Here is a 16,500-nt window from a genome sequence, read left to right on the forward strand (position 1 = left end):
CGGCTGAGGCGCCTCACTTGCAGAAACAATCGCCATCTCGGAACAATGGTTCCGGCCCGCTCGGCCGGGAAATTCGCTGCCCCTCCAGGAACAAAATCACCCCACCGCGCACGTGGAAAACCGGCACTGCCGCCCCCATATTGGCGCCAATCCCTGTTATGAAGGCTCCCTTCCGCAACCCCGCGGTGCCATCGTGGGGCCAATGATTCGCATGACCGAGCCGAGCAAAATCACAGGCGTACCCGACCATCAGCCCGCAGCCGGCGGCATCGCCGCGCGTGCGCGCGCCTCCGTCGGCCCGAAATATCTGGCCGGGCTCAATCCCGAGCAGCGCGAGGCGGTCGAGACGCTGGATGGCCCGGTTCTGGTGCTGGCCGGCGCCGGCACCGGCAAGACCCGCGTACTGACCACGCGCATCGCCCACATCCTGAGCCAGGGGCGCGCCCGCCCCGCCGAGATCCTGTCGGTGACCTTCACCAACAAGGCTGCCCGCGAGATGAAGCACCGGCTCGGCCAGATGCTCGGCCACGCCGTGGAAGGCATGCCCTGGCTCGGCACCTTCCACTCCATCGGCGGCCGCATCCTGCGCTTTCACGCCGAGCTGGCGCAGCTCAAGTCGAATTTCACCGTGCTCGATGTCGACGACCAGGTGCGGCTGTTGAAGCAGTTGCTGCAAGCCGACAACATCGACGACAAGCGTTGGCCCGCGCGCATGCTGGCCGGCCTGATCGACGGGTGGAAGAACCGCGGCCTGACGCCGTCGCAGGTGCCCTCGGGCGAAGCCGCCGTCTTCGCCAACGGCAAGGGCGGCAAGCTCTATGCGAGCTACCAGGAGCGGCTGAAGATCCTGAACGCCGCCGATTTCGGCGATCTGCTGCTGGAGAACATCCGCATCTTCCGCGAGCATCCTGACATCCTGCGGCAGTATCAGCAGCGGTTCAAGTTCATCCTGGTGGACGAGTATCAGGACACGAACGTTGCGCAGTATCTGTGGCTGCGGCTGCTGTCGCAGGCGCCGTCGTCTTCGTCCTTGGCCTCTCCCCGCCTGCAGAGCGCGGCGGGTGAGGGGGACTCTCCCAGCACCGGGCTTGTGGAGAGAGCCCCTCGCCCCGTCCCTCTCAGCGCGAGCGAAGCTCGTCGCGCCCCCGTGAAGGAGGAAGACAGAGAGACGCCCCACGTCAAAAACATCTGCTGCGTCGGCGACGACGACCAGTCGATCTATGGCTGGCGCGGCGCCGAGGTCGACAACATCCTGCGCTTCGAGCACGACTTTCCCGGCGCCAAGGTGATCCGGCTCGAGCGCAATTACCGCTCGACCGGCCACATCCTGGCTGCCGCCTCGCATCTGATCGCGCACAACGAAGGCCGGCTCGGCAAGACGCTGCGCACCGAAGACCACGACGGCGAGAAGGTCACGGTGACGGGCTCGTGGGATTCGGAAGAGGAAGCGCGCGGCATCGGCGAGGAGATCGAGCAGATCCAGCGCAAGGGCGAGAAGCTCAACGAGATCGCCATTCTGGTGCGCGCCTCCTACCAGATGCGCGAGTTCGAAGACCGTTTCGTCACGCTCGGCCTGCCCTATCGCGTCATCGGCGGTCCGCGCTTCTACGAGCGCGCCGAGATCCGCGATGCGCTGGCTTATCTGCGCGTCATCAATTCGCCGGCCGACGATCTCGCCTTCGAGCGCATCGTCAACGTGCCCAAGCGCGGCCTTGGCGATGCCACCATACAGTTGCTGCACGACCACGCCCGCAAGCGCCGCATTCCGCTGTTCGAGGCGGCGCGCGCGGTGGTCGAAACCGACGAATTGAAGCCGAAGGCGCGCGGAAGTCTGCGCGATGTCGTCGCCCAGTTCGACCGATGGCGCGCCCAGCGCGAGGTCACCGCGCATACGGATCTCGCCCAGATCGTGCTCGACGAGAGCGGCTACACCGAGATGTGGCAGAAGGACCGTTCGGCTGACGCCGCGGGCCGGCTGGAGAACCTGAAAGAGCTCGTGCGCTCGATGGAGGAGTTCGAGAACCTGCAAGGGTTTTTGGAGCACATCTCGTTGGTGATGGACCGCGAGGGCGGCGCCGAGGACGACGCGGTGTCGCTGATGACGCTGCACTCGGCCAAGGGCCTCGAATTCGACAACGTATTCCTGCCCGGCTGGGAGGAGGGCCTGTTCCCGAGCCAGCGCACGCTGGACGAACAGGGCCGCGCGGGCCTGGAGGAAGAGCGCCGGCTTGGCCATGTCGGCCTCACCCGTGCACGGCGCCGCGCCATGATCTATTTCGCGACCAACCGCCGGATCCATGGCACCTGGTCGACCACGATCCCGTCGCGCTTCCTCGACGAATTGCCGGCCGCCAATGTCGAGATCACGGAATCCAAGGGCGGCTCGGCCTGGGGCGGCACCGGCGGCTACGGCGCCTCGCGCTTCGACGACATGGAAGCGTTTGGCTCGACCTATTCGACGCCCGGCTGGCAGCGCGCTCAGGCCAACCGCAACAAAGGCGGCGGGCGCAATGGCGGCGGCGGGCGGGGCGGCTTCGAGGAAGAGGGCGCGACGTTCTCGTCCTCCTCCTCGTCAGGCCCCGATTTCGGCAGCTTCTCCTCGCGCCGCCGCGGGCCGATGACGATCGAGGGCGAGCTGGTCGCCAAATCCACCGGCACGACCTCGGAATTCTCGCTCGCCGACCGCGTCTTCCACCAGAAATTCGGCTACGGCCGCGTCACCAAGATCGACGGCAACAAGCTCACGATCGCCTTCGACAAGGCCGGCGAGAAGAAGGTCGTCGACAGCTTCGTGCAGCGGGCGTGAGCAGGCCCTGCACGCGAGGCCATCCACTCAGCCGTTCAAGATGTTGGCGCCCTGGTCGTAGATGAGCTGGTGGACGTGCCCGGCGCCGGGCGCGATTTCGAGTCGCCAGCCCAGCTCCACACCAAGGCTTTTGGCCAGCGTCGTGCAGTGCTCGAAATGCCAGAGACCGCGCGCAAGACGGTGAGGACCTTGGGCCATCGCCTCGTCCCAGCGGGGCAAATCGGCGGCATCCGGGTCGTTGTCGGCGTCGCCCAGCAGGATGATCAGGCGGCGCCCCAGATATCGCCGCAGATGGCTTTCGTCGAGACCAATCCCTCCCATGCCGTCCGGATAGTCCTTGGCGAGATCAGGCAGCATGTAGCAGCCGCAATTGGCGGCAACGGCCCGATCGACGAACCCAGCCTCGTTGAGCGCGAGATAGCGCAACACAAATTGCGCGCCCGCGGAATTGCCGAACAGGCCGAAACTGTCGCGGCTCGATCCGGTCGCATGTCGAACGTGCTGAAACAGCCGGTCGATGACGCCGAAACTCCAATGATCGCGCGGCAGAACCGCGTTGTCCGGCGGCGGCCGCCGCACGCCGCCAAAATTATATGCGTAGACACCCGGGAACTGATCCGGATCGAACTCCGGCACCAGCACGATTTGCCCGTTGCGTTCGGCTTGGGGCGCGAGCAGATCGCGAAACTCCGCAGCGGCGCGGTCAACACCATGCATCGCCACGATGATGCGCGTGCGCGGGCTGCGCGAGCGGGGGCAATAGGAGAAGACCCGCATCGTTCGCGGCGAAGGGACGGCGCCTTCATCACGAAACACGAACGAGCCGGCGCCGTCGGCCAAGGTCAAATTGCTCAATTGCTTACCTCCGCAAATCAGGTACTCATAATTGAAATCAACCCATCGTTACAATTTTCGGGGTCGTCAGCCTGCCATGGCTCGCTACGTCGCCATCATCGAGGACGCAGGCCCGGACGACGTCAGCCTATGGTTTCCGGACCTGCCCGGCTGCATTTCCGGCGGCGACGACGTCCACGAGGCCCTGGAGAATGCGCCCGAGGCGCTGGCGTTCTACGCGGAGGAGCTGACAGCGGACGGCCGCGAGCTTCCGCGCCCAAGGACATTGGACGAGCTCGAGGCCGATCCGGAATTTGCCGTCGCGATGGGGAAACACACGGCCGTCCTGATCGAATTTCCTCCGCGCGACGATTTCGAGGAGTGAGGACTGTTCGCCGCACCGGCCGAACTCTCGACAGGTCTGGGGCGATCAGCCCTTGACCATGGCGAACTTCCCCGTATCAGATGCACCCATGGTCCGGGGCTTCATCACACTGGTTGGACTTGCTTTGGGGATGCCGTCGCTTGCGACGGCGGAGACCATGAGCTTTGGCGATTCGATCGGGCTCTTGGCCAAGAGCTGCGGTGCGGAAATCGTCGCCAATTGCCGCGGCGTCAATCCTGATTCCACCCGCCTGAAGGAATGCCTGTCGCGCAACCGGGACGTGCTCTCCCCGCAGTGCCAGAGCGACTATCTCACGGTGTTCGACGCGATCCAGAAGCGCATTGCCGCCCGTGCCACGGTCGCGAACGCCTGCCAGCGCGAGATCGTCAAGGTTTGCGGCGGCTCGACCAAGGAAACCAGCAAGTCGATCCCCTGCCTGGTCTCGACGCCCAAGGGCATCAGCAACAATTGCCTGAAGGCCGTCGACGACGCGGGGTATCGATGATGCGCGCAACCGGGCACGTCACCGCCGGATTCGCCATCGCATTGGGCCTCGCGCTGCTGACAGGCGCGGCCCGCGCCCAGACGGCTCCGACCCGTGACGACATCGTCGGCAAGCTCGATCATTTCGAGGAGGGCGTCGAGGTCGATCTCCCGGCCCTGAAGCAGCAGGTCATGGAGCGGGCCAAGGCGCGGATCAAGAACGATCCGGGTCCGGTGAACCGGCCGCTGATCGCGCCTGACCTCGCCAAGCTGCCCGCCTTCAACGCCCAGATCCAGTTCGACGCCGATACCCCGATCATCCAGCCGGAATCCTACCAGACCGTCGGCCGGATCGCAGACGCGCTGGTTCACGCCTCGCTGCTGCCCTATACGTTCCTGATCGTCGGCCACGTCGAATCCAGTTCGAAGACGCGCGAAGCCAATGCGATCCTGAGCCAGCGCCGGGCTGATGCGATCCGCGACGTGCTGGTGAACACGTTCAAGATCTCGACCAAGCGGCTGCAGCCGATCGGCCTCGGCGAGGAGCAGTTCCTCGACCGCGCCAAGCCGACGTCGGCGGTCAACGGCCAGATGCAGATCCTGACCTTTGCCAAGGTGCCCGACGCTGCACCTGCGCATCCCCCTGCAGCGCCGGCGCCTGCGGCAAAAAAGCCCGCAAAGAGGCATTGAGCGCACGGGATTTTCGGCGGAACCCGCTGAAGTCTTGACGATATTGTGACCTGTCTCACAGCGCGACAGCACCGCTTTGCGCGACACTCGCACCGGTTTGTGCGCTGCCCTCTCAGGTGCTATACGCTGTCGTTCATCCTTCCCGCCCCCGTGCCGACGAGACTGAAATGGCTGGCTATTTTCAACGCCAACTGGCCGATTATGTCGAATATCATCGCGATCCCTGGAATTGCGCGATGCACGTGGTCGGCATTCTCCTGCTTTTCACCGGCGCGACGCTGCCGCTGACGCGGGTCGCCTTTCCGATGTTCGGGGTCGAGGTGAGCCTGGCGGTGATTTTGGCGCTGCCGGTGCTGGCATACTGGCTGATGCTGGATACCGGCGTCGGGCTCGGCATCCTCGCGTCGATGATCGTGCTGCTTTCGGTCGCAACCGCAATCGGCAATCAGGTCTCGACCGCCATGATGTGGTCGATTTTTGCGGTGCTCATCGGTCTCGGCGTTGCGTCCCAGATCGTTGGCCACCGGGTATTTGAGGAACGGCAACCGTCGATGGTCGATCATCCCTCGCATTTCCTGCTTGGACCGATGTTCGTCATGGCGAAATTATTCATTGCACTGGGTTTTCGTCGCGACCTTGCCGCGATTCTCGCGCCTCTTCCGGCCAACTCCCTTTCAACCCGATAGCTTTCTCGAAGCGGAACAGCAAAACCTACTTCATGACTTCCGTACTGGTTACCGGTGGCAGCGGTTTCATCGGACAACATCTCGTCGAAGCGCTCCGCGCCCGTGGGCAGCGGGTACGCGTGCTCGACGTCAGGCCGCCGGCTGCCGCGAACGCGGACGTCGAGTATGTGCACGGCTCGGTGCTTGATGACGCCGTGGTCGATGCTGCAGTTTCAGGCGTCGAGCAAGTCTATCATCTGGCCGGCCTGCCCGGCATGTGGGTCGCCAACAAGCAGGACTTCCACGACGTCAATTTCCGCGGCACCGAGGTCGTGCTTGCGGCGGCGATGAAGCGCAACGTCTCACGCTTCCTGCACTGCTCGACGGAATCGATCCTGTTCCCCTACGCCGATCTCAACGGCGCTGCCGCCGAGGAGGCGCTGCAGCCGGCCGATGCGATGCCCGGCGCCTATACGCGCTCGAAGTCGCTCGCCGAACATCATGCCGCGAAGGCGGCGGCGAGCGGCTTCCCGCTCGTGATCGGCACGCCGACCATGCCGATCGGCGCCGCCGACCACAATTTGACGCCGCCCACCGCGATGCTGTGGTACTTCCTCCAGAAGAAGGTGCAGCCGCATCTCGACTTCCTGGTCAATCTCGTCGACGTCCGCGACGTCGCCATGGGCCTCGTGCTGACGATGGAGCGCGGCCGCATTGGCCAGCGCTACATCCTCGGCGGCGATTGCGTCAGGCTCGGCCAGATCCTGCGGATGATGTCGGCGATGAGCGGACGGCGGCAATATCCGGTCGTCGTTCCCGGCAAGATCGCCGAGCTCTCGGCGATCATGCTCGAGAAGATCTCCGATCGCATCACGCGCCGGCCGCCCAACGGCACTGGCGAGGGTGTGCGCATCGCGCTGGCCGCGAGCGACCTCTCGATCGCCAAGGCCCGCACCGAGCTCGGCTATGCGCCGCGGCCGATCGAGCCGGTGCTGCGCGAAACCATCACCCATCTGCTCGCCCGCAACGGCCAGCAGCCCTCCGGCGCCATCAAGCATCACGCGCTCTCCTCGCGCGCGAGCTGAGGCCGCCGCCCGAACCAAAGAACCTTTCCGCATGTCTTTCGATTTCAGCAAGCTTCTCTCCGTCGCCTGGGGCGGCTGGACCACGACCTGGCCGACCGAACTCCTGGCTCTGATCTGGCTCGCCTTTCTCGCCAGCTGGGTGGGCGCCTCATTCTGGCAGGGGCGGACCAAGAAGCAGGTCATGACGCTGGACTCGCAGCGCTATCGCCTGCCGATCCTGGTCGGCGGCATCCTGTACACGCCGTGGATTGCGGCGGCGCTGGGCTGGAAGCCGCTCTGGGTGCTCGGCAACACCGGCATCACCCTCGCCGCGGTCCTCTCGATCGCCGGCATCGCCTTCGCCTGGTGGGGCCGGCTGCATCTCGGGAAATTCTGGTCGAACACCATCACACACAAGGAAGACCACCGCGTCATCGACACCGGCCCCTACGGCATCGTGCGTCACCCGATCTACACGGGATTGATTTTCGGCATGCTCGTCACCGGCTTCGCGATCGGCGGCGTCACGACGATCCTCGGCGCCATCCTGATCTCGCTCGGCATGTGGCAGAAGGGCCGGATGGAAGAAGTTTTCCTGTCGAAGGAGCTCGGCGAAGACGCCTACGGCGCCTATTGCCGCCGCGTGCCGATGATCGTCCCGTTCACGTCGCCGCGGTGAGCGCGGCGTTCTCTAGCCTTTCTCCGGTACTTGATCCCGTCATCCTGCGAGGTGCGAAGCCGCCGATGCGAATGCATCGCGCCACTCCGCACCTCATCGGGATGACGGGCGGGAACTCCCTATGCAAATTCGATCAGCTGCCATTCCCACGGAATTGCCACCCTGTGAGTTCCGTCCCGGTTGACGTTTTGACCGCCAGCCAGTTGGATGCGCGCGCAAACTGGCACGACGACGTTCCATCGTCGATCTGGAGAGATCGACGATGGGCCTGAGCCCGCGCGGGGCTTGGTGCGGTCGGGCGTTGCACTGTGCCGCATGTTCGACAAGGGCTTTCCCATGAGTTTTTCCAGCATCTTTGCGCAGTTCGTCGCGTTCGTTGGCGGAGTCGCGCTGCAATGGCGCAAGCTCTCGGGCACCGCGCCCGCACCCGCCTGGGGTCAGGCGCCCGCCATTCCCGAAGCCAAGCCGCAGGGGGCGCTGCCCACCTTGAAGATGCCGACCGCGAGGGGCTGGAGCCAGGGCCAAAAGCCGACGGTCGCGCCGGGGCTCAAGGTCAACGCGTTTGCGACCGATCTCGACCATCCGCGCTGGATCGAGGTACTGCCCAATGGCGACGTGCTGATCGCCGAGGCGACGCAGATCGCAGGTGCGCCGCGCAGTGTGTTCCACTACGCGATGCAGGCGACGATGCGCCGCGCCGCGGCGCTCGGCGTGTCCGCCAACCGCATCACGCTGCTGCGCGACAAGGACGGGGACGGCGTCGCGGAAGTCCGCGGCGCCTTCATGGAGAACCTCAACCAGCCCTTCGGCATGGCGCTGGTCGGCGACACTTTCTATGTCGGCAACACCGACGGTGTGATGGCCTTCCCCTATGTGGCCAATGCCGACGGCATTACCGCGCCGGGCAAGCGGCTCACCACTTTCAAGCCAAGCGGCCACTGGACGCGCAGCCTGCTCGCAAGCCCCGACGGCAAGAAGCTTTACGCCGGCGTCGGCTCGCTCAGCAACATCGCCGAGATGGGCATGGAGGTCGAACAAGGCCGCGCCGCGATCTACGAGCTCGACCTCGCCGCCGGCACGCATCGCATTTTTGCTGCGGGCCTGCGCAACCCCGTGGGACTTGCCTGGGAGCCGACGACCGGCGTGCTCTGGACCGTGGTCAACGAGCGTGACGGGCTCGGCGACGAGACGCCGCCGGACTACCTGACCTCGGTGCGCGATGGCGGCTTCTACGGCTGGCCCTATTGCTACTGGGGCAAGACAGTGGACGACCGCGTGCCGCAGGACCCGGCGATGGTCGCCAAGGCGCTGACGCCGGATTACGCGCTCGGCGGTCACACCGCCTCGCTCGGCCTGTGCTGGATGCCCGCAGGGACCCTGCCGGGATTCGGAGACGGCATGGTGATCGGCCAGCACGGCTCCTGGAATCGCAGCACGCTGTCCGGCTACAAGCTGGTGTTCATCCCGTTCGAGAACGGAAAACCCTCAGGCCCGGCTCGCGACATCCTGTCGGGCTTCCTGTCCCCGGACGAGAAGGAATCCTACGGCCGCCCGGTTGGCGTCGTGATCGGTCCCGACAAGAAGTCGCTGCTGATGGCCGACGACGTCGGCAACGTGATCTGGCGCGTCACGGGCGCGTAAGATCTGAAGCAGTAGCACTCCACCGGCGCCCCGAGAGAGGTGCGTTCCCTCCCCCTCGTGGGGAACTCAAGTCCCCACGCACAACGTGGCGCGCTGCTTGCGGAGCAGCGCGATCACCGACAGCGCAGTGATCATCCCGGTCTTGGGATTCTCGGACGGGATGTTCTCGATGCCCATCGAGAACCGCGCCGAATCCGCCTCGACCTCGATGCGATGAACATTGCGCGTCACGGTGGGGTCGGCCCAGACCTGCATCTGGGTGCGATCGGGCCCGATGCCCGCCAGCGACAGCGCAACGGCGACATTGACGTTTGCAGGAAAGCCCTTCGCCGCGTCGCGCGCGCTGCCCTCGAACAGCTTGAGCGGCTCGCGCAGATTGTCGATGTCGATGGTGTTCTGAACGATGAACGGCGCGCCCCTCAAGCCGTCGATCGGCTTGCGCGTGACCATCTTCACCGAATGAATCGTGCCGACCGCGGCGGCGTTGACCGCATCGAGCCCGATCAGCGCGCCCGTCGGCACGAGAATGCGGCCGCCATTGGCGCGCGCGAGATCGACGAGGTCGAAATTGTCGAGCAGCCCGCCGACGCTGACCACCACCGCGGATTTGCCGCGCTTCACCGCCGGCTCGACGATCGCACGCAACTGGCTGGTCGGCGCGCATTCGACCACGAGATCCGCCGCGTCGCCGAGCTGCTCGATCGGCAGGATCTGTGGCGGATGGCGCAAACCGCTGAGGAACGCCCGATGCTTGGCGGGATCGCGGACGGCCACGGCGGAGAGCGTCAACCCCTCGATACCCTGATCGAGCGCAGTCGCAATCTTGCTGCCGATCGAGCCCAGGCCTGCGATGGCCACCCGCAATTGGTTCGGCGCTCTTTGATCCGTCATTGCATCCCACCTTTGATCCAGAGCCGTGTCATAGCCTCTCACGCCTCGCGCGCATAGCTGCGCAGGCGCCTCTCCAGCACCGCCAAAATCGCATCGCGGGCCGGATCGCGCGAGCCGCGCAACCAGGCCGCAGCCAGCGGCAGCCGGCCGACCGGGCCGCTCTGCTTCGGCCGGAGCGGCACGAAGCGCACGCCTGATACCGCCATTCGCGCGGTCCAGCGCGGCACGATCGCAACGCCGAGCTTGGTTGCGACCAGATTGATGATGGTCTGCTTCTCGTCGGCAACCTGCACGATGCGCGGCGTCAATCCGGCCTGCTCGAACAGTTTTGTCGTGAGGTCGTGGCTGTCCGGCCGCGAGCGGCGGTCCGGTACCAGCAACGGCTCATCGGCGATATCGGCCAGCATGACCGACTTGCGCGCGGCGAGCGCATGGCGCTGCGGAAAGGCGACGATCGCGGTCTCCTGGAGCAGCGGTCGGAATTCCAGCCGCTTGTCCGCCCGGTCGGGCGGACGGACGAACGCGAGATCGAGCGCGCCGGTCAGAATCTTCGGCAATAGCCTGATGGTCTTGTCCTCGACAAGCTGCACCGAAACGTCGGAATGCCCGCTGCGGAAGTCGCGCAGCAACGGCGGCAGCAGGCCGGCTGCGGCGCTGTCGATGGCGCCGATCCGCAGCCGCCGTGCAACGCCTTCGCGCGAGCGGTTGCGCAAATTGCTCTCGACGGCCTCGACCCGGGCGAGAATGGCGCGGGCGTCGCGCAGCAGTGTCGTGCCGTCCTCGGTGAGCGAGACGGCGCGGGTCGTGCGCGCGAACAGCCGCGTGCCCAGATCCTCTTCCAGCAGCCTGATCTGGCGCCCAAGCGCGGACGGCAGCATCTGGAGATTCTGCGCGGCGCGGCCGAAATGCAGCTGCTCGGCCGCCGCGACGAAGCATCGGAGCTGATGCAATTCCATTCAAAGTCCTCACTCTCGCCCGATCGACCGAACCGGACGTGCCGGCGATTATATCATTTTTTTGTATAAACCAGTGCGAATTGAGCGCGACGGCGACCCTGCCTAGGCTCATTGCAGGCATTCCACTGACATCCCAAACGGAGCATCCCATGCGCACCCATTCGATCGCAGCCATTCCCGCCGACGGCATCGGCCCCGAGGTGATCTCGGCGGGTGTCCGCGTCCTGGAAGCGCTGGCCAAGCGCAGCGGCGACATCGCTTTCAAGGTCAGGACATTCGACTGGGGCTCGGACTATTACAAGAAGCACGGCGTGATGATGCCGGCGGACGGCCTCACTGAACTGAAGAAGTTCGACGCAATCTATTTCGGCGCGGTCGGCGCCCCCGACGTGCCCGATCACATCACGCTGTGGGGCCTGCGCCTGCCGATCTGCCAGGGCTTTGACCAATACGCCAATGTGCGGCCCACCAAGATTTTGCCCGGCGTCGCCTCGCCGCTGCGCAATGTCGGCGTCGGCGATCTCGACTGGGTGATCGTGCGCGAAAACTCGGAAGGCGAATATGCCGGCATGGGCGGCCGGGCGCACAAGGGCCTGCCGGAGGAGGTCGGCACCGAGGTCGCGGTCTTCACCCGCGTCGGCGTGACGCGCATCATGCGCTACGCCTTCCAGCTCGCGCAGTCCCGGCCGCGCAAGTTTCTGACCGTGGTGACCAAGTCGAACGCCCAGCGCCACGGCATGGTGATGTGGGACGAGATCGCCGCCGAAGTCGCGACCGAATTCCCCGACGTGACCTGGGACAAGATGCTGGTCGACGCCATGACCGTGCGGATGACGCTGCATCCGAAGAGCCTCGACACCATCGTCGCGACCAACCTCCACGCCGACATTCTCTCCGACCTCGCCGGTGCGCTGGCGGGCAGCCTCGGCGTGGCACCGACCGGCAACATCGATCCGCAGCGCCGCTTTCCCTCGATGTTCGAGCCGATCCACGGCTCGGCCTTCGACATCACGGGCAAGGGTATTGCCAACCCGGTCGCAACGTTCTGGACCGGTGCGCAGATGCTGGAACATCTCGGCGAGAGGGATGCGGCGGCACGGTTGATGAAGGCGGTCGAGCAGGTCTGCGCAGCCGGCGTGCTGACGCCTGATGTTGGCGGCAAGGCGACGACGAAGGAAGTGACCGATGCCGTGATCGACGCGATCCACGGCTCGAACGTCTGAGAGAATCCTACTTCCGCCCTGAGGGTGCCGCTGTCGGCGGCACCGCCATCGCCGCCGTCGGGTCCGGCGGCGTCAAATGGCGCGGGACGATGATCGACTGCCCCGGGGTGAGGGCTGCGTTCTCCGCAAGCGAATTGCTCTGCGCGAGCGACCACAGCGGCACGCGATTGGCTGCGGCAATGCTCTCCATGGTATCGCCGCGGCGAACCGGCATGCGCACGCCGCTGTCCCACAATTCGACCAGCGTATCAGCGGGGACGAGATAGCGCAGCGGCACCGCATCGGCCTCGGTCTGCGCCGCCTGGATGCGCGGCAGTTGCGTCACCATCTCGACGATCTGTCGATGGATGTCGTCCGACTTCTCGATGTTGATGTGCGTGACGCGGCTGTTCTCCTTGAGGTCGTAGCTTGCATAATGGCCGCGATAGCCGGGCACCGCCACGACGTTGCCGCCGCCGAGCACGCTGTCGGAGAGGAAGATGTTGATGAAGCGCTCGACATTGAGCGGCACGTCATCGGTCGCGTGCGCGGGATCGATGGTGATGACGAGGCTGATCGGGATGTTCTCCTTGGCCGCCATCTCGGAGATGAGAACCGAGCATAGCCCGCCCATGGAATGGCCGATCAGCACGATCGGCGCCGGGCTCTCCTTGTAACTGGCGATGGCGCGGTTGCCGATCAGCCGGCACAAGGTGAATTCGTAGACGTCGGCCGAGAAGCCGGCCTTGGTCAGCCTCTCGCTCAGCCGGTCGATGCCGGTCGAGAAGATCGGCCCCATGGCGCCTCGGAACAGGTAAATCTTCGGCGGCGGCTGCGGCTCGGCTGGTGGCGGATCAGGAGGCGGCGCAGGCGTCGTGACGGCCGCACGCTTCGGTTTGGCGGGCGAGGCCGCGACCAGACCGGAGTTCAAGGCGAGCAGCGCAACCGCCGCCAACACCAGAAGTCGCCTTGGATCAATCATCGAGCCCTGCAGTCCCGCCACCGGAGGCAAGCGCCTCCCTTGCGGCGCTTAGTGACCACCGATTGGGCGGAATTTGCGGCACGGATCATTTGGGCCGCGGGCCGTTTCCTTGACCGGGGTTGGCCCAGGCGAGCGCAGTGAGCCGGCGGCGGCCAATAGCCGCCGCATGCCTGTTTCAGTTCCGTGCCGGCGCCATTGCTGCCGCTGAACGCGCCCCCCGCGGAGCACGGGGCTCGGCGACCGGTCCCGCCGGAGCCCGCGAGCGGGCGATCGCGGCGTCGATCTCGGCGATGACCCGGCGCTGGATCGCCTCGTTCTTGTCGATGGTGATGTGGCCGACGCCGCTGCCGCGCACGTCGACATTGTCGAGCTTGCCATGGAAACCATCGGCGGCGCGGACGGGCTCGCCCGGACCGTCGCCGATATAGATGTTGATGTAGCGCTCGGCGCCGGTCGACAGCTTGGTCTTGAACACGGAGTCGAGGCCGATCGCGAGCTTCACGGGAACGCCGAGATGGTTGAGCTTGGCGATCATGTCAGGCAGCGCGGTCGCGCCCGAGGAGTGGCCCACCAGAATGATGGTCTTGAGCCGGCCCGCCTTGTATTCCGTCGCGGCTTCATCGGCGAGCGAGGACCAGGACACGAAGTTTGCGACGGTCACCGGGATACCCTGCGCCTGCAGCCGGGCGCCGATCGTGTCGAGCCCGAGCGAGAAGATGTTGAGCACGCCACGGAGCAGATAGACATGCGTCGTCGCCGCGGCCTGGCTCGGTGCTGCCCGGGCGGAGGTCGGGGTCATGGCAACAGCTGACAGCAGAAGCAGGCAGATCGCCCACATGCGGAGAGTGGGCAACTGGCTGGCGCCGGCTGTGTGACGGCCGTTCGGTCTCATCGATGGTTTCCCTGGGGACATACAATACGCTTCGCGATTGACCGGAATCGTAGCCACGGCCTGCTCGCAGACGCAACAAAGAGCCGCGTGAACAATGATCTTAGCCGCAACCCGTGACCATCGCGCAACACTCGTTCTAAACCTGCCGCTTAACGCCCGGTTTTGAGACCATTTTTCTCTCGCCAATTGCGACGGGGCAAGGCCATTCCTATTTCAGGGTTCCGCTGCTCTCCGCCCGCCAGGGGGCGGGTTTCGGCGCCTCCCCCCCACCCACACGGCCCCCATGTCCTCCATGATTTCCGTCGCCAACTTGTCCAAGACCTATGGGTCCGGCTTCAAGGCGCTCAAGAACATCAATCTCGACATCAAGCGCGGCGAGATCTTCGCGCTGCTCGGCCCCAACGGCGCGGGCAAGACCACGCTGATCTCGATCGTCTGCGGCATCGCCAATCCGAGCGAAGGCAAAGTCCTTGTCGGCGGCGAGGATATCCAGACCTCCTACCGCAAGGCGCGTTCGCTGATCGGCCTCGTGCCGCAGGAATTGCACACAGACGCCTTCGAGAGCGTCTGGGCGACGGTCAGCTTCTCCCGCGGCCTGTTCGGCAAGCCGAAGAATCCCGATCATATCGAGAAGGTGCTGAAGGACCTCTCGCTCTGGGACAAGAAGGACAACAAGATCATCACACTGTCCGGCGGCATGAAGCGCCGTGTGATGATCGCCAAGGCGCTGTCGCACGAGCCTCAGATCCTGTTCCTGGACGAGCCGACGGCCGGCGTCGACGTCGAACTCCGCAAGGGCATGTGGGAGGTGGTCCGCACGCTTCGCCAATCCGGCGTCACCATCATCCTCACCACGCATTACATCGAGGAAGCCGAGGAGATGGCCGACCGCATCGGCGTCATCAACAAGGGCGAGATCGTGCTGGTCGAGGACAAGGCGACCTTGATGCAGAAGCTCGGCAAGAAGCGCCTGACGCTGCATTTGCAGGGCAAGGTGACCTCGCTGCCGGAGAGTCTCAGCCAATACGCGCTCGACCTCTGCGACGGTGGCGAGACGCTGGTCTACGACTACGACACCAAGGGCGAGCGCACCGGCATCACCAGCCTGCTCGGCGATCTCCGGACCGCCGGAATCCGCTTCAACGATCTCGACACGACCCAATCGTCGCTCGAGGACATCTTCGTCGATCTCGTGAGGACGTCATGAATCACCGCGCCATCCGCGCCATCTATCTGTTCGAAATGGCGCGCACCTGGCGCACGCTGCTGCAGAGCATCGTGTCGCCTGTGGTCTCGACCTCGCTCTATTTCGTGGTGTTCGGGGCGGCGATCGGCTCGCGCATCAGCCAGGTCGAGGGCGTCAGCTACGGCACCTTCATCGTGCCGGGCCTGATCATGCTCTCGGTGCTGACACAGAGCATCGCCAACGCGTCGTTCGGCATCTATTTCCCGAAATTCACCGGCACGATCTACGAGATCCTGTCGGCGCCGATCTCATATTTCGAGATCGTGCTCGGCTATGTCGGAGCCGCCGCGACCAAGTCGATCATTTTGGGCCTCATCATCCTGGCGACAGCCGGGCTGTTCGTCCCGCTGCATATCCACCATCCGGTCTGGATGCTGGCCTTCCTGGTGCTGACGGCGGTGACGTTCAGCCTGTTCGGCTTCATCATCGGCATCTGGGCCGACGGCTTCGAAAAGCTGCAGATGATTCCGATGCTCGTGGTGACGCCGCTGACCTTTCTCGGCGGCAGCTTCTATTCGATCGGCATGCTGCCGCCGACCTGGCGCACGGTGGCGCTGCTCAACCCGGTCGTCTACCTGATCTCCGGCTTTCGCTGGAGCTTCTACGAGATTGCGGACGTCAGCGTATCCGTCAGCATCGGCATGACGGTGGCATTCCTGGCGGTCTGTCTCGCCGTGATCTGGTGGATCTTCCGGACCGGATACAGGTTGAAAAACTGATCCTTCCCGTCATTCCGCGCTCGCCCAACTACCGGTAACAGCGGAAGTGGTGATAGCCATCATAGTATCCACGGCAGTGGCGGCGACCGTGATAGGGAATGCCCAGAATGCCGTCGACTGCGCCCACAGCGCCGCCGACCCCGGCACCGACGACACCTCCGACTGCACCGCCCACCGGACCAGCGATCCGGTTGCCTTCATAGGAGCCCTCCTGGGCGCCGCGCACGATGCCCTGGGCATGGCCGGGATGCGGCAGCGACATCAGCGCAAGAAGGACGACGGCGGCCCCGAACAGCAGGCGGACGCGGAAGCCGGCCGGCAGCACAGCGGCGGTGGTACGAGCTTTATTCATCTTTGGTCCTAAA

The 16,500-nt window shown here is 65.1% G+C and carries 17 protein-coding genes; 11 read left to right on the forward strand and 6 right to left on the reverse strand.

What is annotated here, in order from left to right; translation table 11 throughout:
* Window positions 1-202: 202 nt before the first annotated feature.
* Complete coding sequence (locus ACVW16_RS09640) at window positions 203-2,806, forward strand: ATP-dependent helicase (protein ID WP_456735994.1); 2,604 nt, start codon at window positions 203-205, stop codon at window positions 2,804-2,806.
* A gap of 27 nt (window positions 2,807-2,833) precedes the next feature.
* On the opposite strand, the gene ACVW16_RS09645 is transcribed toward ACVW16_RS09640, so the two are convergent.
* Window positions 2,834-3,661 (reverse strand): hypothetical protein, encoded by an 828-nt coding sequence (locus ACVW16_RS09645; protein WP_456735995.1) that lies wholly within the window; start codon window positions 3,659-3,661, stop codon window positions 2,834-2,836.
* A 76-nt stretch (window positions 3,662-3,737) separates the two neighbouring features.
* Here ACVW16_RS09645 and ACVW16_RS09650 point away from each other — a divergent pair, with 76 nt between their 5' ends.
* The 7 genes from ACVW16_RS09650 (at window position 3,738) to ACVW16_RS09680 (ending at window position 9,247) form a co-directional block, all read left to right on the forward strand.
* Window positions 3,738-4,025 carry a type II toxin-antitoxin system HicB family antitoxin gene (locus ACVW16_RS09650; protein ID WP_456699014.1) on the forward strand — a complete coding sequence of 96 codons (288 nt, stop codon included), beginning with the start codon at window positions 3,738-3,740 and terminating at the stop codon, window positions 4,023-4,025.
* A gap of 88 nt (window positions 4,026-4,113) precedes the next feature.
* On the forward strand, window positions 4,114-4,530 hold the full coding sequence (locus ACVW16_RS09655; RefSeq protein ID WP_456735996.1) for a hypothetical protein: 417 nt from the start codon (window positions 4,114-4,116) through the stop codon (window positions 4,528-4,530).
* Entirely contained in the window at window positions 4,530-5,198 is a 669-nt protein-coding gene (locus ACVW16_RS09660) for an OmpA family protein (RefSeq protein WP_456738211.1), read from the forward strand. The genes ACVW16_RS09655 and ACVW16_RS09660 overlap by 1 nt, the downstream gene beginning before the upstream one ends.
* A 167-nt stretch (window positions 5,199-5,365) precedes the next feature.
* Complete coding sequence (locus ACVW16_RS09665; protein WP_456699015.1) at window positions 5,366-5,884, forward strand: Mpo1 family 2-hydroxy fatty acid dioxygenase; 519 nt, start codon at window positions 5,366-5,368, stop codon at window positions 5,882-5,884.
* Between the two features lie 32 nt (window positions 5,885-5,916).
* Window positions 5,917-6,948, forward strand: coding sequence for an NAD-dependent epimerase/dehydratase family protein (locus ACVW16_RS09670; RefSeq protein ID WP_456735997.1), 1,032 nt, complete (start codon window positions 5,917-5,919; stop codon window positions 6,946-6,948).
* Window positions 6,949-6,979: 31 nt separating this feature from the next.
* Window positions 6,980-7,606, forward strand: a complete 627-nt coding sequence (locus tag ACVW16_RS09675; RefSeq protein WP_456735998.1) for a methyltransferase family protein — start codon at window positions 6,980-6,982, stop codon at window positions 7,604-7,606.
* Between the two features lie 336 nt (window positions 7,607-7,942).
* A complete protein-coding gene (locus ACVW16_RS09680; RefSeq protein WP_456735999.1) occupies window positions 7,943-9,247 on the forward strand; it encodes a PQQ-dependent sugar dehydrogenase in 1,305 nt (434 codons plus the stop codon).
* Window positions 9,248-9,313: 66 nt separating this feature from the next.
* On the opposite strand, the gene ACVW16_RS09685 is transcribed toward ACVW16_RS09680, so the two are convergent.
* Both ACVW16_RS09685 and ACVW16_RS09690 read right to left on the reverse strand, forming a co-directional pair.
* Window positions 9,314-10,138, reverse strand: a complete 825-nt coding sequence (locus tag ACVW16_RS09685; protein ID WP_456736000.1) for an aspartate dehydrogenase — start codon at window positions 10,136-10,138, stop codon at window positions 9,314-9,316.
* A 38-nt stretch (window positions 10,139-10,176) separates the two neighbouring features.
* Complete coding sequence (locus tag ACVW16_RS09690) at window positions 10,177-11,094, reverse strand: LysR family transcriptional regulator (RefSeq protein WP_456699019.1); 918 nt, start codon at window positions 11,092-11,094, stop codon at window positions 10,177-10,179.
* 149 nt (window positions 11,095-11,243) lie between these two features.
* On the opposite strand from ACVW16_RS09690, the gene ACVW16_RS09695 reads away from it, so the two are divergent.
* Entirely contained in the window at window positions 11,244-12,317 is a 1,074-nt protein-coding gene (locus ACVW16_RS09695) for a tartrate dehydrogenase (protein WP_456699020.1), read from the forward strand.
* A 7-nt stretch (window positions 12,318-12,324) separates the two neighbouring features.
* Here the strand turns inward: ACVW16_RS09695 and ACVW16_RS09700 are convergent, their stop codons facing one another.
* On the reverse strand, window positions 12,325-13,278 hold the full coding sequence (locus ACVW16_RS09700; RefSeq protein ID WP_456736001.1) for a LysM peptidoglycan-binding domain-containing protein: 954 nt from the start codon (window positions 13,276-13,278) through the stop codon (window positions 12,325-12,327).
* A gap of 175 nt (window positions 13,279-13,453) precedes the next feature.
* On the reverse strand, window positions 13,454-14,170 hold the full coding sequence (locus ACVW16_RS09705) for a hypothetical protein (RefSeq protein ID WP_456699022.1): 717 nt from the start codon (window positions 14,168-14,170) through the stop codon (window positions 13,454-13,456).
* A 283-nt stretch (window positions 14,171-14,453) separates the two neighbouring features.
* Here ACVW16_RS09705 and ACVW16_RS09710 point away from each other — a divergent pair, with 283 nt between their 5' ends.
* Together ACVW16_RS09710 and ACVW16_RS09715 are read left to right on the forward strand one after the other, a co-directional pair.
* Complete coding sequence (locus ACVW16_RS09710; RefSeq protein WP_456736002.1) at window positions 14,454-15,377, forward strand: ABC transporter ATP-binding protein; 924 nt, start codon at window positions 14,454-14,456, stop codon at window positions 15,375-15,377.
* Window positions 15,374-16,135, forward strand: a complete 762-nt coding sequence (locus ACVW16_RS09715) for an ABC transporter permease (RefSeq protein WP_456699024.1) — start codon at window positions 15,374-15,376, stop codon at window positions 16,133-16,135. Before ACVW16_RS09710 ends, ACVW16_RS09715 begins: the two co-directional genes overlap by 4 nt.
* Window positions 16,136-16,163: 28 nt before the next feature.
* Here the strand turns inward: ACVW16_RS09715 and ACVW16_RS09720 are convergent, their stop codons facing one another.
* The gene (locus ACVW16_RS09720) at window positions 16,164-16,487 is read right to left on the reverse strand and encodes a hypothetical protein (RefSeq protein WP_456699025.1); all 324 of its coding nucleotides are present in this window, start codon (window positions 16,485-16,487) and stop codon (window positions 16,164-16,166) included.
* Window positions 16,488-16,500 lie beyond the last annotated feature (13 nt).

The sequence above is a fragment of the Bradyrhizobium sp. USDA 4474 genome (genome assembly GCF_054057515.1).